Source organism: Enterococcus sp. FSL R5-0957 (assembly GCF_038008005.1).
GTDB lineage: Bacteria > Bacillota > Bacilli > Lactobacillales > Enterococcaceae > Enterococcus_B > Enterococcus_B faecium.
In genome coordinates, this window is record NZ_JBBOYG010000001.1 from 1397094 (window position 1) to 1414544 (window position 17451).

General features: G+C 39.0%; 17 protein-coding genes. 5 read left to right on the top strand and 12 right to left on the bottom strand.

Annotated elements, in window-relative coordinates; all coding sequences use genetic code 11:
* The first annotated feature begins 143 nt into the window (after positions 1-143).
* Positions 144-362 (top strand): hypothetical protein, encoded by a 219-nt coding sequence (locus MKX69_RS06735; protein WP_341009453.1) that lies wholly within the window; start codon positions 144-146, stop codon positions 360-362.
* 287 nt (positions 363-649) lie between these two features.
* On the opposite strand, the gene MKX69_RS06740 is transcribed toward MKX69_RS06735, so the two are convergent.
* The 7 genes from MKX69_RS06740 to obgE all read right to left on the bottom strand — a co-directional run bounded on the left by MKX69_RS06740 (position 650) and on the right by obgE (position 8083).
* The gene (locus MKX69_RS06740; protein WP_002295813.1) at positions 650-1162 is read right to left on the bottom strand and encodes an adenine phosphoribosyltransferase; all 513 of its coding nucleotides are present in this window, start codon (positions 1160-1162) and stop codon (positions 650-652) included.
* 13 nt (positions 1163-1175) lie between these two features.
* On the bottom strand, positions 1176-3473 hold the full coding sequence (recJ, locus tag MKX69_RS06745) for a single-stranded-DNA-specific exonuclease RecJ (RefSeq protein ID WP_341009456.1): 2298 nt from the start codon (positions 3471-3473) through the stop codon (positions 1176-1178).
* Positions 3474-3614: 141 nt separating this feature from the next.
* Positions 3615-4058, bottom strand: coding sequence for a LapA family protein (locus tag MKX69_RS06750; protein ID WP_002303793.1), 444 nt, complete (start codon positions 4056-4058; stop codon positions 3615-3617).
* Positions 4059-4847, bottom strand: a complete 789-nt coding sequence (locus tag MKX69_RS06755) for an SDR family NAD(P)-dependent oxidoreductase (protein ID WP_002295810.1) — start codon at positions 4845-4847, stop codon at positions 4059-4061.
* The gene (rnz, locus tag MKX69_RS06760) at positions 4844-5785 is read right to left on the bottom strand and encodes a ribonuclease Z (RefSeq protein ID WP_002295809.1); all 942 of its coding nucleotides are present in this window, start codon (positions 5783-5785) and stop codon (positions 4844-4846) included. Before rnz ends, MKX69_RS06755 begins: the two co-directional genes overlap by 4 nt.
* 176 nt (positions 5786-5961) lie before the next feature.
* Positions 5962-6549: a hypothetical protein gene (locus tag MKX69_RS06765; protein ID WP_002295807.1), complete on the bottom strand. Its 588-nt coding sequence runs from the start codon at positions 6547-6549 to the stop codon at positions 5962-5964.
* Positions 6550-6769: 220 nt separating this feature from the next.
* Positions 6770-8083, bottom strand: coding sequence for a GTPase ObgE (gene obgE, locus MKX69_RS06770; protein ID WP_002295805.1), 1314 nt, complete (start codon positions 8081-8083; stop codon positions 6770-6772).
* A 287-nt stretch (positions 8084-8370) separates the two neighbouring features.
* Between obgE and gap the strand changes: the two genes are divergently transcribed.
* Positions 8371-9381, top strand: a complete 1011-nt coding sequence (gene gap / locus MKX69_RS06775; protein ID WP_002289734.1) for a type I glyceraldehyde-3-phosphate dehydrogenase — start codon at positions 8371-8373, stop codon at positions 9379-9381.
* An 84-nt stretch (positions 9382-9465) separates the two neighbouring features.
* Here the strand turns inward: gap and MKX69_RS06780 are convergent, their stop codons facing one another.
* Entirely contained in the window at positions 9466-10401 is a 936-nt protein-coding gene (locus MKX69_RS06780; RefSeq protein WP_341009461.1) for an alpha/beta hydrolase, read from the bottom strand.
* A 162-nt stretch (positions 10402-10563) separates the two neighbouring features.
* A complete protein-coding gene (locus tag MKX69_RS06785) occupies positions 10564-11658 on the bottom strand; it encodes a DUF871 domain-containing protein (RefSeq protein ID WP_341009464.1) in 1095 nt (364 codons plus the stop codon).
* 182 nt (positions 11659-11840) lie between these two features.
* Between MKX69_RS06785 and MKX69_RS06790 the strand changes: the two genes are divergently transcribed.
* Entirely contained in the window at positions 11841-12602 is a 762-nt protein-coding gene (locus MKX69_RS06790; protein WP_002295798.1) for a peptidylprolyl isomerase, read from the top strand.
* Positions 12603-12716: 114 nt separating this feature from the next.
* On the opposite strand, the gene fabZ is transcribed toward MKX69_RS06790, so the two are convergent.
* Positions 12717-13157 carry a 3-hydroxyacyl-ACP dehydratase FabZ gene (gene fabZ, locus MKX69_RS06795; RefSeq protein WP_002295797.1) on the bottom strand — a complete coding sequence of 147 codons (441 nt, stop codon included), beginning with the start codon at positions 13155-13157 and terminating at the stop codon, positions 12717-12719.
* Between the two features lie 101 nt (positions 13158-13258).
* A complete protein-coding gene (locus tag MKX69_RS06800) occupies positions 13259-14218 on the bottom strand; it encodes an IS30-like element IS6770 family transposase (protein ID WP_002293280.1) in 960 nt (319 codons plus the stop codon).
* Between the two features lie 226 nt (positions 14219-14444).
* Here MKX69_RS06800 and fabI point away from each other — a divergent pair, with 226 nt between their 5' ends.
* The gene (gene fabI, locus MKX69_RS06805; RefSeq protein ID WP_341009467.1) at positions 14445-15200 is read left to right on the top strand and encodes an enoyl-ACP reductase FabI; all 756 of its coding nucleotides are present in this window, start codon (positions 14445-14447) and stop codon (positions 15198-15200) included.
* Between the two features lie 109 nt (positions 15201-15309).
* Here fabI and MKX69_RS06810 read toward each other — a convergent pair whose 3' ends face one another.
* Positions 15310-16362, bottom strand: coding sequence for a branched-chain amino acid aminotransferase (locus tag MKX69_RS06810; protein WP_341009469.1), 1053 nt, complete (start codon positions 16360-16362; stop codon positions 15310-15312).
* A gap of 125 nt (positions 16363-16487) precedes the next feature.
* Between MKX69_RS06810 and MKX69_RS06815 the strand changes: the two genes are divergently transcribed.
* Positions 16488-17408 carry a mechanosensitive ion channel family protein gene (locus tag MKX69_RS06815; protein ID WP_341009471.1) on the top strand — a complete coding sequence of 307 codons (921 nt, stop codon included), beginning with the start codon at positions 16488-16490 and terminating at the stop codon, positions 17406-17408.
* Positions 17409-17451 lie beyond the last annotated feature (43 nt).

Sequence of the window (17451 nt, forward strand, 5' to 3'; positions counted from 1 at the left end):
TTGAGACGATGGTCTCAAACTCTTTTTTCGCCCGGGTTCTTCTTCTTTCAAATTTTTATCACTTCCCTCTTTACAAACCGAACAAATATTCGTATACTAAATATACGAACAATTGTTCGCATAAATTAACGAGGTGAGAATTCATGAAATCAATGAGACGTCTTGGCTTAGTATTAACTGTTTTGTTTTTAGGTATTATTATTGGTAATTTCGGCATACGTCCAGCTTTACTTGTGTTTGTTCCGTTATTTATTTTGTGGTTCATGTTGTGGGATGAAAAGAAGTACCGTCAATCTGAGCGGCGCAGAATTCATGAAGATCATTTCTATCATGAGCCCTACTACAGATCCAGGCAATCATAATAAGGATTGACTGCTAATTATTCAAAAGACAAGAAGTTAAACTTTTACGGGGGTGTGACAAAAATCGGTCACATCCTTTTTTCGAATAAACGGTGTTCTAAAGTCAGTTTTTCGGTATTAAGTCAAATTGCGGAAAAAGTGATTTTTAAAACTTCTACTGGTCTTTGCTTGTTTCCATTTATAAAAAAATAGCGACCCTCAAAAGTCAGATAGAGAATCTGACTTTTGAGGGTCGCTTTAAAATCGCTTCTTTAAGAATAACATCAAGAATAGCTTCTTTTTTCTGCTTAATATTCCATTAATGTAATGATGTCATATCCTTTGATTTTGTCGCGTCCATGGAGATCCATCAATTCGATCAAAAATGCGCAGCCTACGACTACACCGCCTAATTGTTCGATCAGTTCGATCGTCGCTTTGATTGTTCCTCCAGTAGCTAGCAAATCGTCACAAATCAGCACACGTTGACCTGGTTTAATGGCATCCTTATGCAATGTCAATGTATCTGTTCCATATTCTAATCCATAAGTCACTTCGATGGTTTCTCGAGGTAACTTCCCTTTTTTGCGGACTGGGGCAAAACCGACTCCTAACTCATAAGCAACAGGACATCCTACGATGAATCCACGGGCTTCTGGCCCAACTACCATATCAATTCGTTTTTCTTTTGCATAATTTACGATTTGCTTCGTAGCTTCCCGATAAGCGTCACCATCTGCCATCAGTGGGGAAATATCTCGAAACACAATTCCTTTTGACGGATAGTCGGGAATACTGGCAATATAATCTTTTAAATCCACTCTTTGTTTCCTCCTAGGTTGTTAACCATTTCTTTATGGTAGGAATATCGCTCAAAAGCAAAAATTCCTCAACTTTGATTTTATTGAGCCGCCGCTGGTATAATCTGCTCTCAGTCAAAGGATGACTTTCTGGGCTAGCGACTTTTTGTAAAACACCGTTCTCTATTGTAACAAATTTCAATTCAAAAAACACCTGTATCATAAAAATTAATAATTTTTCAGGGATACGCAAATATTGAGCTATTGCTTTTATTTTATGACGTATATCAATTCGTTCTTGAGAATGGATCAGTTTAAACAATTTTGCGTACTGTTCTCTTGTGCCTACCCCATTCAAATAGGCCTCATCAGGCGAAATCCCCATCAGATAAACACGATTGAATGAATAAGACCGAAAAACTTCTTTCAGATCCGCTAAATCATCTGGACAATCCATAATAACTAGAGAGTTCGGTTTTCTTTTTTCAATTATTGCCTTTACAGAATCTAGTCCTTCGAAAACAATCGCAGCTTCCTGGATAATCTCAGGCACGAATTTCAACGTCGAAGAATCAAATGCTAAATAAAGGCTACCTTCCGACGTTCGGCTCTGTTCACGGAAACGTTTTGCCCGCCAATCAAATACTTGCAGACCACCCACAGAAAAATCAGATACCATCAGCTGCGGTTTCTTACGCCCGTTCCATTCATTGATCGAAAGCTTTCCTACCACATCTACCTGATTATTCAGCAGTTCTTCTTCTTGAGTACCAAAACCAAAAGCGACCGCATCAAGCTGACTCGATGCATCGGAAAGGACAAATTTCAGATGCTGTTGGTTTGCTCCGATTCTTTTGATATTTTCTGCTTGAACTTGTCGAAATAAAAACTGAGGCAAAGGATTATCCGTACCAAATGGCGCCAATAGTTTCAGCTCATCAATTCGCTCTACTGTTACTTCATTTGGCAGCAATACTTCATCAATTCTCAACTCAGGCCCTCTCATCAAGTCAATTTGATGATCGACTATATATTGGTTCATCTTCTCCTGTAGTATAGTGACATTTTCACTTGGCATCGTTAAACCGACTGCTGCATGATGTCCTCCGAAGTAAGTAAATAAATCTCGCATCTGGTCAAGCATTTCAAAAAGATTCAAGGCTTCAATACTACGTCCAGATCCTTTAGCTGATCCATCTTCTTTTAAAGTAAGGACAAGCGTTGGTTTACCCGTTTCATTCATTATTTTCCCAGCAACAATGCCCAAAACGCCTTCATGCCATCCTCGGTTTACCAATAGATGGATACGATTCTCCTTATTGACCATCGCTAATGCTTCTTGTGTTATCTGCTCTACGATTGCTTTTCTTTCTTCATTGATCTCATTCAATTTTTTTGCTTGAACGGATGCTTCCTCTTCATCAAACGTCGCAAGTAACGAGACGGCAGGACGTGGATCGCCCATCCGACCGATTGCATTTAGTCTGGGAGCAATCGAAAAACCGATCGTTGTTTCGTCTGCGTCCCTCATTTTTACGCCGCTTTCTTCAAATAGCGCCTGAAGTCCTATCCGTTCTGAATGATGAATGGCATCGATTCCTAATGAAACAAGGATTCGATTCTCATCAGTCAATGAAACTAAATCGGCGATCGTTCCTATCGCTACTAAATCCAAAAATTCTACAGGCGGTTCTTCCAATAATGCAGAAGCTACTTTGAATGCTACTCCGACTCCTGCCAAATCTGGAAATGGATAGTGCCCCGCTGGATGACGAGGGTGAACAATCGCATAAGCGTCTGGTAAATTCTCAGGTAGTTCGTGATGATCTGTAATGATCACGTCTACACCAGCTTGCTGAGCGTATGCTACCGCATCATTTCCTGCTACCCCGTTATCAACAGTGATGATCAACTGGATTCCTTCTTCGATCTTTTCTTGGTATACAGATTGGTTTGGTCCATACCCATGCTCAAATCGATTTGGCAGGAATACTTCTACTTCTGCACCAAGTAATTCCAGTGTTTCTTTCATTACCGTTGCACTGGTGATCCCATCTGCGTCATAATCACCGTAAACGAGGATTTTTTCTCCACTGATTACAGCTTCTTGGATTCGGCTGATTGCTTTATCCATATCGTGCATCAGATACGGATCATGTAATTCTTGTTCCTTTGGATGTAAAAATCGGTTGATATCCTTTTCCTCATGGTAACCTCTTTGCCACAGTAACTTACCGACAAATGGAGATAATTTCAGTTCACGGATCATTTGGAGAAAGGATTCAGAAGGCTCTGTCTCGCTTAACTTCCAATCAAAATTTGCTTGTCTCACTTTCTCACTCCTAACTTAGTTATTATAGCAAAGGAAATCAGCAAAAAAAAGCAGAAAGAAAGAATAAAAACAGATCAGATCCGCTAGACAGATGTTCAGCAGGACCTGATCTTTTGTACGACCATTTATGAAATATCCCTATTAGTCAAAATAATTGAAGCTTTGTTTGGGCGATTGAGTTTTTTGTTCTTCCGGCGCTTTCAATTGACTGATTTGTGCGGTTTTCGCTTGTAACTCCGCCTGATAAGCAGCTTCCAACTCCGCACGTTCGTTTCTAAACTCGCGTTGCTGTTCTTCTTTTGCTTCTTCAATTTTCTTTTGAAGTTCTGTTTGATATTCTGACATTTCCTGAGTCAGCTGTTTGATTTGCTTTTTTTGCTGCCATAGTGTTGCCGAAGCAGTCAAAAATACAATCAGTGCACCAATCAGCGCAGAACCGATGATCACTAAGATCAATGGCGCAGAAAAGGAAGTGAAGCCAAAACTTACAGGAACATTTTTATTGTTCAATACAGCAAAAAGAACAATAATCAAAACTAAAACAAATCCAAGAATCACATTGCTTTGCTTTTTCAATTCCTTCACCTACTTTTTGTTAAAAATTCCGCTGGCTAAATAATCACCAATCGTTGGAAACAGCGTATAAAATTTTGATGCAACTTCTAAAATAAACGGTTGATTGATTTCCCGTTTTGGATGTCTCATATTGCGGACGATCATTTTTGCCAACTTGGCAGGTTCTAAAACGATTTGTCCGACTTTTTCCAAATAGCTTCCGCTTGGATCAGCCTTATCGAAGAAATCTGTCTCGATTGGACCTGGATTCACTGTCGTAACAGCTACGCCAAGTGGTTTCAATTCTAATCGTAAAGCGTTGGAGAAGCCAAGGACTGCAAATTTCGTGGCAGAATAAACCGTTGATTTTGCAGTTGCCATTTTTCCAGCCATAGACGCGATATTAATGATATGACCTTGTCTTCTTTCTGCCATATCGATCGCAAATTTTTGTGTCAAAACCATCATTCCTAAGATGTTGACTTCAAACATATCGTATGCTTTTCCAAGGTCGAATGTAAGGAAGTCTTCGAAAATCCCAAAACCCGCATTGTTTACCAGAATATCGACGCGCCCGACTTCTTCCATCACCTTTTCATATAATTCGTCCACGCTTTCAGGATTGCTGACGTCTACCTTGAAAGCATAAGCCTCTTTGCCGCTCAAGCGTCTGCACTCGTCTCTGACACCTTCTACAAATGCCATTCTTCGTGCGCAACTTATAACGATTGCTCCTTGCTTTGCTGCTTCATAACAGATTTGTGCGCCCAGACCGCCTGAACTACCTGTTACTAAAACAACTTTATCTTCTAAATTCATGCCTCTTCCTCCTCGCGAAATGGAATCTCAATGCTATCAAAATCTTTCATGATCGTCGTGTTTTCAAACACTTCTTGTGCTTCTTTTTCAAGCTCTAAAGCTGCTTTTCCTAAATATCTCGCACTGATATGAGTAAGTAGCAGCCGTTTTGCCTGCGCTTCTTTTGCAACTTCAGCAGCTTGATGAGTCGTGGAATGGAAATAGTTGTGCGCCATTCTTGCTTCATCTTTATTAAATGTGCTTTCATGTACCAGAATATCGCTATTTTCCGCAAGCACAACGGAATTATGTGTTTTTCTCGTATCGCCTAAAATAGTCACGATTCGTCCTTTTTTATCTGGACCTACGAAATCTTTTCCATTGATCGTCCGCCCATCTTCTAGTTGGATCGTTTCACCTTGCTTCAGTTTGCCGTACAGTGGTCCAGCTGGAATACCTAATTCTTTTAGACGATCCACCTGCAATTCTCCTTTATGATCATGTTCAACCACACGATAGCCAAAACTGTCGATCCCATGATTTAGTTTTTTTGTATAAACAGAAAATTGCTGATCAGTAAAAATCGGGGCTGTTTCATTTAGCTCAATGAATTTCAGCGGATAACTTAAACGCGTTTGCGAAATACCTAAAGAGACTTTTATGTATTCCTCTATCCCTTTTGGCCCGTAAATCTCTAATGGCGTATCCCCACCTTGAAATGACCGGCTGCTGATGAGCCCGGGAAGTCCAAAAATATGATCGCCGTGTAAATGTGTAATGAAAATTTTACCGATTTTTCTCGGACGAATAGTCGTTCGCAAAATCTGCATTTGCGTGCCTTCGCCACAGTCGAACAACCAAACTTCATTGCGCTCGTCTAAAAGTTTCAATGCTATACTTGTCACATTTCTATGTTTTGCAGGAACACCTGCACCTGTTCCTAAAAATTGTAATTCCATAATCTACCTGACTTTCTTTAAGTTCCTCTTTAATTTTAGGGTAAAAAGAAGGGATAATCAACCGTAAGTCGAGAATGGGTTCAAATTAAAAATAACGTTCTAAAACGATAGCGTTTTCTTTGAAAATTACTATAAAAACAGCAGCGAACCCGTTTGAGATCCTCTGCTGTTTTTTATTAATTTGAAGATCCAGAACTTTCATTGTCGTTGGAAGTTTGCGGATGTTTGTCCTTCCAAGTCTTTTGTGCAGCTTCTTTCGCATGATTTTCAGCTTCTTTCGCATCATGCACATCTTTTTCGACATCTTCATAATCCAAGCGGGTAATTTCTCCGCCTAATTCCATCATTACCAATTGATTCAGTGGGCGATTGTCCTCTTCATCAGCAATCAAGATCAGTCCTGTAGCTCCTTCACCGATTTTATTTCCTACAAAGTCGAACACGGTCTGGGCATCTTTTATTTCTTTGGCATCTTGTGTCGCACCGATCATTCCTCCGGCAAACCATCCTAATAAAATCCCTAGCGGACCACCTAATACACCAACCAACATTCCGATTAATCCACCCGTAGAAGATTTGTTATTACCGGTAAAGTCGATAAAATCTTCTATTTTGAATTGATGTGTCCCATTAGGATCATGGCTGACAACCGCCATCTGTTCTCCTTTAATCGAACGAACAGCATGTAACTTTTTGATTTCTGAAAATGCCTGATATGCCTGGCTTTCTACTTGAAAATTTAAAATGATTACTCGTTTGCTCATTAAAAACGCCCCTTTCATACCTTCTTGTTATTTATTTTACCTTTAATTGTAAAATAAGAAAAGAAAAGCACTCTTTTTTTCAAATAAAATAGGGCTGTGACAAAAGTCGTATCACAGCTCCTTTTTCCGAATAAACGGCGTTCTTGAAGCTGACCACTTCTGTCACAACCTCCCTTAAATCTGAATCTATATTTTTTGGTATTTGTTTTTATTTGCTTGCCTATTCGACAAATTCAAATTCAAACTCACCGATACGTACAAGGTCGCCATCTTTCGCACCGCGTGCCCGAAGAGCTTCATCCACACCCATACCACGTAATTGACGAGCAAAACGCATCACTGTTTCATCATGATCGAAATTCGTCATTTGGAATAATTTTTCGATCTTCTCACCAGATAAGATCCACGTTGCATCTGAATCACGATCGATTTGGAACTCAGGACCTTCTGGATTGAATCCATAGTGTACAGTTTCTTCTTCCAGTTCTTCTTCGTACAATGGGAATTCTGGCGTTACTTCTAACAAATCTGCTGTAGCATTCAATAACGCGTCCAATCCTTGTCGAGTCACTCCAGAAATTGGAAATACTGGGATGTCATCAGCAAATTCATCTTCTTTTTCCTTGTTCAGCTGTTCTTTGAATTTCACTAGATTTTCCTGTGCATCCGGCATATCCATTTTGTTTGCCACGATGATTTGCGGACGCTCTAGCAAGCGTAAGTTATAAGTAGATAATTCTTTGTTGATGGCAAGATAGTCTTCATAAGGATCTCGTCCTTCCATCCCACTCATATCGATCACATGTAAAATTACTCGTGTTCTTTCGATATGACGAAGGAATTGTGTACCCAGCCCAACACCTTGCGAAGCTCCTTCAATCAAGCCTGGCAAGTCTGCTGCGGCAAAACTTCTGCCATCACTTGTAGTAACCATTCCTAGATTAGGGACGAGCGTCGTGAAATGATAAGCGCCGATTTTTGGACGAGCAGATGAAATAACAGATAGTAAAGTCGATTTCCCGACAGATGGAAAACCTACAAGTCCAACGTCTGCCAATACTTTCAATTCTAGTTCGATTTTTCGCTCTTGTCCTGGTTCACCGTTTTCAGCAATTTCCGGTGCAGGATTCCGAGGAGAGGCAAAACGGATATTCCCTCGTCCACCGCGTCCACCTTTTGCCACAACTAGTGTTTGACCATTTTCAATTAAATCTCCTAAAAGAGCACCAGTCTCCGCATCTCGGACAGTGGTTCCTTGTGGTACTTTAACATAGGTATCTTCTGAACCACGACCGTGCATCCCTTTACTCATCCCATTTTCACCTGGCTGCGCTTTGAAATGGCGATTGAACCGAAAATCCATCAATGTACGTAACCCTTCATCGACGATCAAGATGACATCGCCGCCACGACCACCGTCTCCGCCAGCCGGTCCGCCGTCAGGAACGTATTTTTCACGACGAAATGCAACCATTCCGTCTCCGCCCTTGCCAGCTTTCACATCGATCGTTACTTGATCTAAAAACATGGACATAATTAAGTCCTCCTATTATTCATTTATTTATTTGACTGCCTGAATTTCCACAATAAACAAAAGTCTTACTTATTTTATCGGTGAAATCTGATTTTGTCTATCATTTCAGCAAAAAGATTGTTTAGCTTCTTCTTTTTTTATCATTTGGTAAGGTTTCCAACCTTTTTTCTGCTACCAAGTATAATTTTTTGACAAAATATTCTTTGCGTAGCAGAATAACAGTGTATTAATTGTATTAATTGAGGATGCCGTTTCACAGCACCCCTAATAAAGGAGGAACTTTTGATATGACAGTAAAAGTAGGTATTAACGGATTTGGGCGTATTGGCCGTCTGGCTTTCCGCCGCATCAAAGAAGTCTCAGATGATATTGAAGTAGTAGCAATCAACGACTTAACAAGTCCAACTATGTTAGCACAATTATTGCAATTTGACTCTACTCATGGTACTTATCCTGGCACAGTTACTGCAACAGAAGACTCAATCGTAGTGGATGGCGAAGCAACTCGTGTTTATGCAGAACCCGACGCAAGCAAAATCCCTTGGGCAAAAGAAAACGGTGTAGATATCGTACTAGAATGTACTGGTTTTTATACATCTGAAGAAAAAGCAAAAGCGCATTTAGATGCTGGTGTCAAACGAGTAGTTATTTCTGCCCCAGCTGGTGCTATGAAAACCATCGTCTATAACGTCAATGATGATACATTAGATGAAAACGACAAAATCATCTCAGCAGGTTCATGTACAACAAACTGTTTAGCACCTATGGCTTATTTCTTAAATAATGAATTTGGGATCGAAGTTGGTACAATGACAACAGTTCATGCCTACACTTCCACACAAATGCTCTTAGATGGACCTGTAAAAGGCGGTAATTTGCGTGCTGCTCGTTCAGCTGCTGACAATACTATCCCACATTCTACTGGTGCTGCGAAAGCAATCGGCTTAGTTATCCCTGAGCTACAAGGAAAATTACAAGGACACGCACAACGTGTTCCAGTCGTTGATGGTTCATTAACTGAATTGGTTTCAGTATTGAAAACAAAAGTAACTGCTGATCAAGTAAACGAAGCAATCAAAAAACACACAGTTGACAATCCTTCATTCGGGTATGATGACCGTCAAATCGTTTCTAGCGATGTCATTGGAACAACTCAAGGTTCGATCTTTGACCCAACGCAAACAGAAGTAACAACTGCTGGTGATTTCCAACTTGTTAAAACTGTTGCATGGTATGACAATGAGTATGGATTTACTTGCCAAATGATTCGCTTACTAGAAAAATTCGCTAACTTGTAATTTGATAGATCAATCGATAAAAGAAGCCTTTGACTGGATCCAGTCAAAGGCTTCTTTCTTTTCATCCCCTACTTTTAAACTCGTTCAATGAACATATTGGCTTAAAAATTGTTGGACTACTTGCTGATATTTTTCAGGATCTGTCTTGTATGCTTCCGCATGCTCGGCTCCTTTTACAACATACTTTTCTTTTGGTCCCTTCGTTGCACGATAGACCTTATCTAACATTTCAAATGGTACAAATGTATCTTCATCTCCATGTATAAAGAGCATTGGGCGCTGGTTTTTCTTCAATTGTTCCACTGCATTTGCTTCACCGAAAAAGTAGCCAGCACGGACTTTTGTCACTAGACTCGTTACTTGCATAAGCGGAAATGCTGGAAGACTAAACATATCGTCTAGCTGATAGGCAAGCTCATCATGGACGGAAGAATAACCGCAATCTTCAATGATTGCTTTCACATTATCTGGTAGTTTTTCTCCGCTAGTCATCATAACTGTTGCTGCTCCCATGCTGACACCGTATAGAACGATTTCTTGCGATTTTCCATTGTTTTCTAGCACTTTGTTTATCCACTGTACATAGTCTTTACGCTCTGGCCATCCAAATCCAATGTAATCCCCTTCGCTTTTTCCATGTCCTCTTGCATCAGGAACAAGGACATTGTAACCCATATCATGAAACATCTTTGCGTAATTGGTCATCGTTTCAGCGTTTCCCATATAGCCATGAGCCACAAGAGCTGTTTTTTCACTTTTCGTTTCAGCAGGAAGATAAATCGCTGATAATTTCAGACCGTCTTTTGAAGTGATGGTCCAATCGCTTCGGTTTTCTTTTGAACTAAACCATTTACGTGCATCCGTTTCTTTGGATGTCTGTGTTGTACCAGGTGTATCTTCGTCTAAAAAGTCTTTCTCAGAAGGCACAACAGCATAATTATAAAAATAATTCCCTGCAAACACTAACGCAACAATCAGAGCTAAAGCGACGCCTAAAAGGATTTTCATCCAAAGTTTCATAAATCATCCATCTCATTTCTCTTTTTTCATATAACCTTGAATTAGTATAATCAAAGAATCTCTACTATGCAATGTTCATTTTTATAACCTATAAAAAAACAAAATAAAAAAGCAGAAATAACTGGCTATTTCTAGCGGATTATTTCTGCAATAACTAATTATCTATTTTTTATTTTCAATTAATTTAAAGCTTGACCATGGTTTCAAAAAGTCAAGGAGGAATAATTCGTCATCGGAGATTCTTCCTACAACATTGACACGTCCGTCGTTTTTCATATCCTTCAAGGCGATTTGTGTTTCTCCTTTGTATTGACCGTACCCTTCATTGTCAATCAGTACATCCCCATGATGCATATCTCGCGTATTATGAGGCGGGAAATCTTTATCTTTGTAGTATACACGAGTCATCGTTGAACGAAGGATATATTCTGAGCGATCCCCTCGATAACTATGAAGGTTATCAAACAAGCAGATTCGTTCGTTTTCTGTAATACCTTCTTCCGTATCTACTTTCAATGTTGGATAATCCGCGTTAAATGCTTCTGCCATTTCTTTCAATTCTTCTTCACTTGCGTACGCATTTCCAATAGAAATATCATCAATCAATCCTGTAAGGATTAAATGCTTCACTTGTGTCGCAATTTCAAGATCTCGGTGGTCTTCCAGCGTGCACAAGCCATCTTGCGTAGGCCAAGGGCCAAACTCAGCAGATTGCGAATTGACGAATGCCATCGTATTCAAATTATATTTTCTGAATTTTTCTGAACAAAAAATAAAGTGTTCGTATCCTAAACCAGAGTATCGATGAGGATAAAAATTATGAGAACCTAATAAATTATCCGTGTTTGGCGAATAACTCATGATGTTGTCAACGTAATTCGTGCCCGAACTCATATTGATCTCGATTTTGATACCAAAAGGATTGCGCGTCATTTTTGCTTCTTCTGCTCCTGTGAATCCGATATCTAAGCGGACCCCGTAGGCACCCATCTTATGGAAAAAAGATAAGTCATCGTAAGAAATCTCCAACTGTTCAAATAACGCTGGATTGATATCAACCATTACTTCCATGCCTAGGCTATTCGCGTAATCAACTATTTCTTTAAATTCTGAAAGAACTTTTTCTTTATCATCATTGATCTGCAGCAAACTGGTAAAAACCCGTTTATACCCATACTTATGAGCTAAATCCAAGTACGCTTTGTCCTTTTCAAATGTTGACCGTTCTGGATAAATCGAGATTCCTAATTTTCCCATATTACCATTTCCTCCTGCATCTTTTCATTTTTGTATCCACTTACATTATAGCAAACACAAAGTAAATGGTCTACACCTTTTCTTTTAAAATAAATGATAAATTCCAATAATTTAAGTAGGTATTTTCCCTCTATTTTGTTATCATTAAAGATAACAAAATAGTAAATTGGAAAGGAACAGTTATGAAGAAAAATAAAGTTATTTTAAGTATTAGTTTAGCAGCAGCATTGCTGTTTGCTGCTGGTTGTTCTGCAAACAACACGACTTCTTCTAGTTCGTCTACAGAAAGTTCAAAAAGTACATCTACTGCGGAAAGCACGACTGCCAGTAGCGTCGATTTGAACGCATTGGAATTACCACAATTGACGAAAGATGTCGCCGAAAATGAAGATCTGGTCGAAATGGTGACGAATAAAGGCACAATCAAAATCAAATTATTTCCCGAATACGCACCAAAAGCGGTTGAAAACTTTATGACACATGCAAAAGACGGTTACTACAACGGACTGACTTTCCATCGCGTCATCAAAGATTTCATGATCCAAGGTGGCGATCCTAAAGGCGATGGCACTGGAGGGGAAAGCATTTGGGGAGAAGGATTTGAAACAGAGATCAACAACCACCTTTATAATATAAGAGGTGCGTTATCTATGGCTCGCTCACAAGATCCTAACAGTAACGGCAGCCAGTTCTTTATCGTTCAAAATACAGATGATATGCATGATGGTCTTTTAAAAGACGACTATCCTCAAGCAATCATCGACGCTTATAAAAACGGCGGTTATCCTTCACTAGATGGCCATTATACTGTCTTCGGCCAAGTGATTGAAGGAATGGATGTCGTGGATGCTATTGCAAATATCGAAACAGATAGTTCAGACAAACCAAAAGAAGAAGTAAAAATCGATAAAATCAATATACTGCAAGAAGCAAAACAAAAATAAAAAAATAACGTCTGAATCCCGCATAGATGACAACGTATGCTAGGATTCAGGCGTCTTCTTTTTACATAAAAAGCAAGTAAGCTTCCTTCTGTTTTGCTATATCAGGTTTTATAGTCAAGCATTTTGGTTGACGATGAACGTGAACTCGCACTCACAGACTTTTTTATCATCTACATATGCTGCAGATAACGCTGTACCGACTGATCCCTTCATTTTGGTGATTTCAAAATGACATTTCAGCACATCTCCTGGAACAACTTTTTGACGGAATTTGGCCTTATTGATCCCACCGATATAAGCTCTTTTTCCTAGAAACTCTTCTGATTTTAGGATAAGTATCGAACCTGCTTGTGCCAGTGTTTCTAGAATCAACGCACCCGGCATCACTGGATTGTCAGGAAAGTGACCTTGGAAAAAATCTTCATTGATTGTTACATTTTTTGTCGCAACGATCTTTTTTCCTGGTTCTAAAGTATCTACATAATCAATATAACAAATAGGATAACGATTAGGAATCAATTCCATTACTTCAGTAGCAGATAATACGTAAGACATAATTAAACTCCTTCTTTCAGGCAATTGCCATTTTCATTACTTTGACTATCAAAGTATCATATTCCTAAATATTTAGCAATCTTTTTTTAATTTATGATTTGTCAAATTAAGCTAGAATAAAATGCTTCTTGTACATAGCTCAAAAATATTTCGATTGGTGTTCTGTAATTCAATGATTTTCTTGGAATATGATTACGTTGATTGCTGACACTGGAAATAAATGTCTGATTCACTTCTCTAAAATCCATTGATTTCGGCAGTCCATTACGACGCAGAATCCCGTTAGAATTCTCGTTTAATGGGCGTTGAGAAGGTGTTCCAGGGTCCGCAAAATATATATCAATATCATGTTGGTTACTAATGGCTTTCCAGTTAGAAAATTCTTTTCCACAGTCAAACGTAATAGATTTAAAGAAGTTTTTAGGGAAGCGAGAAAACCATTGATTAAGGGCAGTTTCAATATCTAATGCCTTACGGCCGTTGGGTTTAATCGTGATAATGACTTTAGATAATCTTTCAACTAAAGTAATGACGGCACTTTTATGATGAATGCCAACGATCGTATCACCTTCAAGGTGACCAAACTCAGAATTGAAATCAGGATAATTATCAGGTCGATCATGGATTGAGCGCTGATACTGTTGTTTTCCCCGTTTTTCCTGATGGCCATTGGGTTTTCTTTTACCTTTCATCGGTAGTGTGTCAATATCAAATATTCCTTTAGAAAATAAACGATAAAGGGTTCTCATACCGCATGAAACAGGTCTTTCTTTTCGCCCGATAATGACGTCAGGCGTCCAACCAAGAGTGACTTTCTCTTTAATGTAATCTACTTCATGAGCAGGTAATTGAATGACTTTTCTCCCACATTTTTTCTTATTTTCTTTATACTGGTGCCAATAATCAAGAGCAGTCTTACCTTGCTTGAACTTATTGACTACATTATAAATAGTTTGTATAGCACGTCCCATTCGGTTAGCGATTTCAACCGGCTTATTATGTTGAAGATAATATGATTCTATCATTGTCAGTTCGTCTATGGTAAGATGTTTGTAGGTCATTTATGGTTACACTCCTTTGTTTTCTTTCGTCGGAAATACAATTTGAGTGTACCATAAATGCCTTTTTATTTTTCTAACTTAATTTTACAATTCGCGATTTAAGAAAAAATAGTTTGACAATCAAAACATTTTGACTAATAATTAAGAAATCAAGAAGTTATTTTAGCTATTATTCTCTATTTTTTTACTACTATCAAATTTTTATCAGAAACAAAGGAGAGTCATTATGTCATTTCTAGAAGGAAAAAAAATCGTCATTATGGGCGTCGCTAACAAAAAAAGCATTGCTTGGGGTTGTGCTGAAGCAATGTTGAAACAAGGGGCAGAAATTATCTATACTTACCAAAATGAACGAATGAAAAAATCATTAGTCAAATTGGTCGGCGAAGAAGCATTCACTGTAGAATGTGATGTTTCTAGCGACGAAAGCATCGAAAAAGCAATGAATGCCATCGGTGAATATGCTGGGGAGATCCACGGCCTTGTCCATGCAGTTGCTTACGCCAACAAAGAAGAATTGTCCGGAAATGTGTCTGATATTTCCAGAGACGGCTATCAATTAGCTCAAGATATCAGCAGCTACTCTTTAATTGCTGTATCAAAATACGCACAACCGTTTCTTGCACCAAACAGCGGGATCGTTAGCATGACTTATCTAGGTTCAGAACGCGCAATCCCGAATTATAACATGATGGGTATTGCGAAAGCTTCTCTTGAAGCTGCTATCCGTTATTTGGCAGCTGAGTTCTCGCCTAAAGGAATTCGGGTCAATGGAATCTCAGCTGGGGCAATCAAAACATTAGCTGTCACAGGTGTTAAAGACTATCAAAAACTGATCCAGTTATCTGAATCTCGTACGCCTGATCAGCAAGGTGTGACGATCGAAGAAGTCGGTAATGCTTGTGCTTTCTTAATCAGCCCATTTTCCAGCGGAATCATCGGTGATATTATCTACGTTGACAAAGGTGTCCATCTTTCATAAACTTTTGTTGCATTCTTTAAAGTAAAACATATAAAAATCAGGAAAAAACTTTTTAAAGTCTCTTCCTGATTTTTTCTTTTTACGTTTTTTTCAACTCATTACTTTGAAATTATTCCACGACTTCAATCCAGCCTTCTGGTGCTTCTATGTCTCCAAATTGAATACCTGTCAATTCATCATACAACCGTTTTGTTACTGGTCCTACTTCCGTTTCACTATAAAATACATGAAGATTATTATTGTGATAAATCCCACCGATTGGAGAAATAACAGCCGCTGTACCACATGCACCAGCTTCTGCAAATTGATCTAGATCATCAATGAAAATATCTCCTTCAATTGCTTGCAGTCCTAGTCGTTCTTGAGCTAACTGCAACAAGGAATATTTCGTGATACTTGGTAAGATAGAGGGCGATTGCGGAGTGATGAATTTTCCGTCTTTTGTAATTCCAAAGAAATTTGCTGCACCTACTTCTTCGATTTTCGTATGTGTGGCTGGATCAAGATAAACACAATCTGAGTAATCCAGTTCTTTTGCTTCTGTTCCTGGAAGCAAACTTGCTGCGTAATTTCCGCCGACTTTTGCTGCACCAGTCCCCTTAGGAGCAGCACGATCGTAATCAGATACAATAAAATTCGTTGGTTTTAGTCCACCTTTGAAATACGCTCCTACTGGCGTACAGAAGACGACAAATAAATATTCTGGAGCTGGATGGACACCAATGTTTTCACCGACCCCAATCAGTAAAGGGCGCAAGTATAATGTAGCGCCTGTTCCATAGGGCGGCACAAAATCTTCATTTGCTTTTACCACTTGCTTGATAGCATCAACGAACATCTTTTCAGGGACCATTGGCATCAGCAATCGTCTAGCACTTTTATTCATCCGTCGACTATTTTGTTCAGGTCGAAAGAGATTGACCTTGCCGTCTTTTCGACGATAAGCTTTTAGACCTTCAAAACATTGCTGACCATAATGAAGCGCTGGAGAGCCTTCATGAATCGTCAGGTAATTATCTTCTGTCAATTCTCCTTCTTCCCATTGTCCGTCTTTCCATTTGGCAATAAAACGCCAAGGAGTTTTGATATAAGAAAAACCTAGATTGTTCCAATCGATTTGCATATACTTACCACCTTCGTTATTTTCTCCACATTTTATCATTATCCATATTATTTGTCATTTTATTTTCAGCTTTTTTCCTTCATTATAGTTATTTTTGCTATTTCCTTTTTTGAAAACTTCTTGGTACAATACAGAAAGAATCAAAATTTAGAAAAGAGGATTTTATGTTTTCATTATTAGCAACTGCCGGTACGACAGACTCTTCTGGCGAGACATTGACAGATCAAGCTGTCAGCAAAGTAAATGCGTTTCAGCGGTTTTGGGACGGGATTGATTGGGACGCCATTTTGGCTGCCTTTATCCAAAAAATTTTATATCTGGTTTTTTTGATCATCCTTTTTTGGATTCTTCACCGTGTGGGAAAATATCTGATTGATAAGTCTTTTAATCAGTATTCTAAAAAAGCCATTCTAAACGAGAGCCGCTTAAAGACTTTACATAGTCTTTTAAATACTATTTTTCATTATACCCTTGGTTTCTTTTTTATCTATGCAATCTTATCTGCTATTGGTGTGCCGATCGGATCACTTTTGGCTGGTGCCGGAATTGCAGGTGTGGCAATCGGTCTTGGTGCCCAAGGGTTCATGAGTGATGTTATTACCGGATTTTTTATTATCATGGAACAACAGATGGATGTTGGGGACTACATCAAGCTAGCAAACTTAACGATTGAAGGAACCGTCGTATCTGTTGGTATCCGTACCCTTCAGCTGAAAGCAACGGATGGTACTGTCCATTTCATCCCGAATCGAAACATCACCACGATCAGCAATCTCTCTCGTGCAAATATGCAAGTACTTTTAGATATTCGGATTGTTCCTGAAGAAGGATATGACAAAATCTATGAGATCATCGATCGAGTAAATCGTACATTAGCTGAAAAATACCAAGAAGAGCTCCAAACTGAACCTTCTATCTTTGGATTAGTGGATCTTGGAAACAGCAATTTTGCGATTCGTACGGTCTGCTACGCATTGAACGGAAAACAATATGCCTTAAAAGAAGAGTTCTTGCGCTCCTATGTCAAAGAATTGACAGCTTCTGGTTTCACGATTCCGAACAGTCCAATTGCTGTCGGAAAATAATTTGGACAAACGATGCAACGAATCTCACTAAAAAGAGCGTGGG

What these genes read in the sequence shown, in the direction of transcription:
- gap (WP_002289734.1), top strand. Translation starts at nt 8,371, where the DNA reads ATGACAGTAAAAGTAGGTATTAACGGATTTGGGCGTATTGGCCGTCTG.
- MKX69_RS06800 (WP_002293280.1), bottom strand. Translation starts at nt 14,218, where the DNA reads ATGACCTACAAACATCTTACCATAGACGAACTGACAATGATAGAATCA.
- MKX69_RS06765 (WP_002295807.1), bottom strand. Translation starts at nt 6,549, where the DNA reads ATGAGCAAACGAGTAATCATTTTAAATTTTCAAGTAGAAAGCCAGGCA.
- MKX69_RS06755 (WP_002295810.1), bottom strand. Translation starts at nt 4,847, where the DNA reads ATGAATTTAGAAGATAAAGTTGTTTTAGTAACAGGTAGTTCAGGCGGT.
- rnz (WP_002295809.1), bottom strand. Translation starts at nt 5,785, where the DNA reads ATGGAATTACAATTTTTAGGAACAGGTGCAGGTGTTCCTGCAAAACAT.
- MKX69_RS06810 (WP_341009469.1), bottom strand. Translation starts at nt 16,362, where the DNA reads ATGATAAAATGTGGAGAAAATAACGAAGGTGGTAAGTATATGCAAATC.
- MKX69_RS06780 (WP_341009461.1), bottom strand. Translation starts at nt 10,401, where the DNA reads ATGAAACTTTGGATGAAAATCCTTTTAGGCGTCGCTTTAGCTCTGATT.
- MKX69_RS06735 (WP_341009453.1), top strand. Translation starts at nt 144, where the DNA reads ATGAAATCAATGAGACGTCTTGGCTTAGTATTAACTGTTTTGTTTTTA.
- MKX69_RS06785 (WP_341009464.1), bottom strand. Translation starts at nt 11,658, where the DNA reads ATGGGAAAATTAGGAATCTCGATTTATCCAGAACGGTCAACATTTGAA.
- fabZ (WP_002295797.1), bottom strand. Translation starts at nt 13,157, where the DNA reads ATGTCTTACGTATTATCTGCTACTGAAGTAATGGAATTGATTCCTAAT.
- fabI (WP_341009467.1), top strand. Translation starts at nt 14,445, where the DNA reads ATGTCATTTCTAGAAGGAAAAAAAATCGTCATTATGGGCGTCGCTAAC.
- MKX69_RS06815 (WP_341009471.1), top strand. Translation starts at nt 16,488, where the DNA reads ATGTTTTCATTATTAGCAACTGCCGGTACGACAGACTCTTCTGGCGAG.
- MKX69_RS06790 (WP_002295798.1), top strand. Translation starts at nt 11,841, where the DNA reads ATGAAGAAAAATAAAGTTATTTTAAGTATTAGTTTAGCAGCAGCATTG.
- obgE (WP_002295805.1), bottom strand. Translation starts at nt 8,083, where the DNA reads ATGTCCATGTTTTTAGATCAAGTAACGATCGATGTGAAAGCTGGCAAG.